Annotated in this window: 5 protein-coding genes; 3 read left to right on the top strand and 2 right to left on the bottom strand. The window is 70.4% G+C overall.

Features of this window, described 5'->3' with window-relative positions; translation table 11 throughout:
• Positions 1-177 precede the first annotated feature (177 nt).
• Complete coding sequence (locus tag HH310_RS42875) at positions 178-1,206, bottom strand: Gfo/Idh/MocA family oxidoreductase (protein WP_169181531.1); 1,029 nt, start codon at positions 1,204-1,206, stop codon at positions 178-180.
• A gap of 366 nt (positions 1,207-1,572) precedes the next feature.
• Between HH310_RS42875 and HH310_RS43405 the strand changes: the two genes are divergently transcribed.
• Positions 1,573-2,550: a methyltransferase domain-containing protein gene (locus HH310_RS43405; protein WP_211193339.1), complete on the top strand. Its 978-nt coding sequence runs from the start codon at positions 1,573-1,575 to the stop codon at positions 2,548-2,550.
• A 31-nt stretch (positions 2,551-2,581) separates the two neighbouring features.
• On the opposite strand, the gene HH310_RS42865 is transcribed toward HH310_RS43405, so the two are convergent.
• Positions 2,582-3,244, bottom strand: a complete 663-nt coding sequence (locus tag HH310_RS42865) for a hypothetical protein (protein ID WP_169181530.1) — start codon at positions 3,242-3,244, stop codon at positions 2,582-2,584.
• A 112-nt stretch (positions 3,245-3,356) separates the two neighbouring features.
• On the opposite strand from HH310_RS42865, the gene HH310_RS44620 reads away from it, so the two are divergent.
• Together HH310_RS44620 and HH310_RS44615 are read left to right on the top strand one after the other, a co-directional pair.
• A complete protein-coding gene (locus HH310_RS44620) occupies positions 3,357-4,484 on the top strand; it encodes a sensor histidine kinase (protein ID WP_248294989.1) in 1,128 nt (375 codons plus the stop codon).
• Positions 4,463-5,308: a response regulator gene (locus HH310_RS44615; RefSeq protein ID WP_396027580.1), complete on the top strand. Its 846-nt coding sequence runs from the start codon at positions 4,463-4,465 to the stop codon at positions 5,306-5,308. Before HH310_RS44620 ends, HH310_RS44615 begins: the two co-directional genes overlap by 22 nt.
• Positions 5,309-5,420 lie beyond the last annotated feature (112 nt).

Raw genomic sequence — 5,420 nt, 5'->3', positions numbered from 1 at the left:
CCAGTGATGGGGACGCGCCGCTGAAGCCCGCCACCACCGCCCGTGATGGAGGCCCACCGGACCGGTCACGACCGCCAGTGATAGGGGAGCGCCACTCGAACCCGCCGCCACCACCGCCCGTGATTGCGGCGGGTTGGTTGGAGCGCGCCAGCGCGAGGGCGAACCTGTGCGGCCGGGTCAGAGGCGGACGGCTTCGCCTGTGCGGGCGCTCTTGCGGGCGGCGTCGAGGACGGTCATGGTGCGCACCGCGTCGGACGGGTCGACCGGGACGCGGGCGTCGCCGCGCACGGCGATCGCGAAGGCCGGGTAGAACGCGTCCCAGCGCCCGCGCTCGGTTGGGACGGGTGCGCTCGTCTCGCCGTGATAGAGGCGGCCCCAATCGTCTTCGGCCTCGACACCCCAGCGGTCGGCCAGGTCGGCGGGCGATTTACCGGACTTGAGCACCTGCTCCTGCCCGTCCATGGGCGGCTCGATGACATAGGTGCCGGTCGTCCCCGTCACCCGGAACCGCGGCCCCGGCGCCCCCTGTCGCCAGCTGCCCCACAGGTGCGACTCGACCCCGCTGATGTGGTGCAGGGCGAGGAAGAAGTCGTCGTCGAGGTCGCCCGCGCCGCGCATCTCCGCATACACCCGGGTGGCCGGGCCGTGCAGCACCAGCGCCTGGTCGACCAGGTGCGACCCGAAGTCACGCAGCGTGCCGCCACTGGCCCCCGACGGCCGGCGCCGCTCCGGGTCCCACCGCTCGAACCGCGACTCGAACCGCCGCACCGACCCGAGCGTCCCGTCCGTGATCAGCTTACGAACGGTGATGAAGTCGGAATCCCACCGCCGGTTCTGATACACGCTGAGCAGCACGTCCGCCTCCTGTGCGGCGTCGACCACCCCGCGGGCCTCGTCGGCGTCCATCGCGAACGGCTTGTCCACCACCACGTGCAGCCCGCGCGCGATGGCCTGCTTCGCGAGCGCCGCGTGCGTCTCCACCGGCGTGGAAATCGTGACCGCCTCGACCCCGGCGTCGGCCATCGCGTCGATCGAGTCGAACGCGGCCACCCCCGGGCGCTGCGCGGCCAGCTCGGCGCGGCGCTCCTCGTTGGTGGTGACCACACCGACGAACTCGACGTTCTGCGCAGAGGTGATCAGCGGGGCGTGAAAGATCCGACCGCCCCCACCGAACCCGACAAGCCCGAATCGCACCGCGTCACTCATTCCGAAGAGACTGCCACATGTCGACACCCATCGCCGTCGAAGCCCCTCCTCGCCGGCACCGTCCGGCGGAGCGCGTGTTCGCCGGCCCTTGCGGGTTGGCAGAATTGTCAACAGTGCGACAACCTCGCGTAGCCGGTCATATGCGTTACGTAGTGCAAATCGCGGCTTTGCGCAATCTCGAAGCATTCCAATTTGGATGTGGAATGTGGCCGCCGAATGAGGCTTCCGTCCGGGATCGGCCCTATTTTCGGAAGCGGCCGTCCTCGATAAGGCCTGCGTGCGAGGGTCGTGCGCCAGGTGACCTTGCCTGTCGGATGAGTGACCTGTGCCCGCAATCAGACCGTTCCATCTGCAAATAATTGGCCCATGACGCCCGCCCAGATGGAACGCACCCCCTTCGCCGACCTCGATGGCCAGCCGAGCGAGATGACCGGCATGTTGCTGGAAGCGCTCGAGGCCATGGGCCGCCACCCGGAGATCCGGCGAGTGCGCGAGACCGCCATGGCCGCCCTGAACCCGTCGCCGGGCGCCCGGCTCCTGGACGCGGGCTCCGGTGGGGGCGACGTCGCCAGGTGGCTGGCCGCCAAGGTCGGCACGGCCAGTGGGCTCGGCGCGCCCGTGGGCGGCGCGGCAGGTGGGTTTGGCGCCGCCGGGGTTGGCGCGGTGGGCGTAGGCGGCGCGGCAACTGGGGTTGGCGCAGGCGGAGTCGGCGCGGTGGGCGTGGGCGGCGCGGCGGATGACCGCGGCGCGGCTGGTGAGGTGATCGCGCTGGACTATTCGGCCGCGATGACCGCGGCCGCTGTCGAGCGGCACGACGGCAGCAACGTGCGCTACACCAGCGGCGACGTGACGGCGCTGGACCTGCCAGCCGACAGCGTCGACGGTGTGTGGTGTGAGCGGGTGCTTCAGCACGTCGATGACGCGGACTCGGCGATCGCGGAGCTCATCCGGGTGACGCGGCCGGGCGGGCGAGTGTGCCTGATCGACACCGACTGGGCCTCGCTGGCCTTCGACGGTGTGCCGCCGGCGCTGGCCCGGACCGTGATCGCGGCCATGCACGGCCGGCTTACGCCCCGGCAGCGCGACATGGGTCGCACGCTGCGCCGCAGGCTCGTCGACGCGCACCTCGCCGACGTCGAGGCGACCCCGGTGACCTGCCTCTTCGCGGACCCCGCCTCGGCCGCGGTGGTGCTCCCGATGGTCAACCCCATGGTGCCTCAGGAGGTGTGGATGACTCCCCCCGGCGTACGGGAAGAATGGTTTTCTCGTGTTGACGAAGCCGGGGACCGTGGCGATTTCCTGGCCGTACTCACTATTTGGGTCGTGGTCGGAACGGTTGTCTGAGCGCCTTTGCCACTGCGTTGTTGTCCGAGGTTCAGCCATCGACCCGCCGCCAATACTGTCGCTTGCGCTGGTCGCGAACCACCAAGCCGAGCCGGCCCAGTTCCTCGCGCAATTCCCGCTTGTCGCCCTCGTCGCCCGACTCCAGCGCCTTCTGCCGGGCGATGAAAACCGCATTCGCGGACGGTGGCAGGTCGGGCAGATCGGGGACCCAGCGACGGTAGGCCTCCAGGTAGGGATCCTGGTCGGACCACGCGATCCCGTACGAGGCGAAGGCTGACTGCAGTTTCTGCTTTGCGAGGTGGCACGGCTCGTGGGCCAGCTCGCGACCGGTGCGGCCGAGCAGAATGAGCTGGTCGCGGTCTCGGAACGCGACAGCGACCTCCCCGCGCGGCAGGATGCGCCTGGTGCCCGGCCGGGTGAGAACCACGTCGGTCATGGTGAACCGGACGGTCAGTGACTCGCGGTCGACCAGGCCGGCGAAGATGAGACCGAGGACGGCGCCCGCCGCGATGCTGACGACGGTGGCGACATCATCCGGAAGGTCGCGGACCACGTCGAACGGGCCGGGCAGCGGCAACCAGACGAACACGCCGAGCAGCAAGAGGAGCAAGGCAGCACCGATCGCGGGCAGGCATAGCCAGACCAGCATGCGGAGCCACCACGGGGTGGGTATGGTCGTCGTCTGTTGCAGCACGGCGTCGAGTCTTCGCCGGATGAGACCTCGTCCGATAGCGACCGAAGGCGAAAAGGCTTAGACCAAAGTCGAATGCCCGCCGTGGCCTCGCCCCGGTAGCTTCGATGGCGTGATGCGACGACGAACGGCAAGGTCATGGCTGCTGGAGATCTCTCTAGCGGTCCTCGCCATGCTGCTCGGTCTGTTCTTCGTGCACGAGTCGGTTTCGGACGGCACGGGCGCGCCGATCATCGCGGAGGCGGTCGCCGGCGTTCTGGCCTTCACGGGGCTGGTGTTGTTCCGGCGCAGCCACCCGGTGGCGCTTACCCTGGTGCTGATCCCGGCCGGCATCGTGCTCGGGATGCCGATGGGCGCGACGCCGTTCGCCCTGTTCTCGGTGGGCCTGCGGCGCCCGGGCCGGGTCGCGGTCTCACTCGCCGCGCTGCACGCGGTCGCGGTGGCCGGCATTTATTGGCTGGCGTTCGGGCCGGGCTATGACTATTACGAGGCCGTCGTGTTCCTCGTGCTGCTGCACGTCAGCGTCGTCGCGGTGGCGATGCTGATTCGCTCCCAGCGTCAGCTGGTCGCCTCCTGGGCCGAGCGCGCGCGGCAGGCCGAGGAGGGCCAGCGGCTGCGCGTCGAGCAGGCGCGCCTGGCCGAGCGCGAACGGATCGCCCGCGAGATGCACGACGTGCTCGCGCACCGCATCTCCCTGCTGGCGGTGCATGCCGGCGCGCTGGAGGTCCGCCGGGACGCCGGCTCCGACGAACGCGAGGCGGCCGGCGTGATCCGGCAATGCGCGTACGACGCGTTGGAAGACCTTCGCACCGTGATCGGGATGCTGCGTGCACCGGCGTCCACGATGGAGGCAGATCGTCCGCAGCCCACGTTGGGCGACGTTCCGGCGCTGGTCGAGCAGTCGCGCGCGGCCGGCGCCGAGGTGGGCTTGTCGTTCGCCGGCGACGACGAGGTTCCCGATCAGGTCGGCCGGCACGCATATCGAATCGTTCAGGAGGCTTTGACCAATGCGCGCAAGCACGCGCCGGGAGCGCCGGTACGGGTGGAGATCAGCACATGCCTGAAGCAGGGACTGACCGTCCAGATCGAGAACGGCCTCGCGCCGGGCGGCTCGATGCCGGGAGCCGGGGCGGGTCTGGCCGGTCTGCACGAGCGGGTTCAGCTGGTCGGCGGACGCCTCGAACACGGCCCGACGCCGGCCGGCGAGTTCCACCTGAAGGCGTGGCTGCCGTGGCACGCGTGACCGCGTCCGACGGTGTGGACGGCAGTCCCGGTGGCGCCGGGGAACCGAAGCCCACGACGGGCTGGGGGCGCGATTTCGCGGACGACGCCACCACCGGGGGCGGCTGGCAGGCGGTTGCGGAAGCGGTTGCCGAGGCGGGGCTCGCCGACGATGTGGATCCGTTCCTGACGGATCAGCGGCCCGTGCGGGTGCTGCTCGTCGACGACGACGCTCTGGTGCGGTCGGGGCTGTCGATGATGATGGGGGCGTTCGACGAGATCGAAGTCGTGGGGGTGGCCTGCGACGGCTCCGAGGTGGGCGCGGCGGTCCGGAAGCACCGGCCCGACGTGGTGCTGATGGACATCCGGATGCCGGGCGTCGACGGGCTCACGGCGACCGCCTCGCTGCGCGCGATGCGGGATGCTCCCGAGGTCATCGTGCTGACGACGTTCGATACGGACGAGCACGTGACGCGGGCGCTGCGGTCGGGCGCCAGCGGCTTTCTTTTGAAGCACACGCCGCCGGCCGAGATCGCCCGGGCCATCTGCCGGGTGGCGGCGGGGGAGCCGATGATGTCGCCCGAGGTGCTCCGCAAGCTGATGGGGCTCGCGGCGGTCGCCGGGGTGAACCCGGAGCGCGATCGGGCGCGGGACAGGTTGACGGTGCTCAGCCGGACCGAGTACGAGGTTGCCATGCTGGTCGCGAAGGGAAGGCCCAATCAGGACATAGCTACGGAACTGCTGATGAGCACGGCGACGGTGAAGGCTCACGTGTCGCGCATCTTCACCAAGCTGGACGTGACGAACCGCGTCGAGATCGCCGTCTTGGTCCACGACGCGCGCTGAACGCCTGCACGGCCGCGACGGGCGCAGCGGGCCAGGCCGGGCCGGCCGCACCGGGTCGGGCCGCGATGGGCCGCGATGGGCCGCGATGGGCCGCGATGGGCCGCGATGGGCC

Origin of the sequence: Actinoplanes sp. TBRC 11911, from assembly GCF_012933445.1 — a bacterium.
Classification (GTDB): Bacteria; Actinomycetota; Actinomycetes; order Mycobacteriales; family Micromonosporaceae; genus Actinoplanes.
This window is presented reverse-complemented; position numbering and strand designations above follow the sequence as displayed.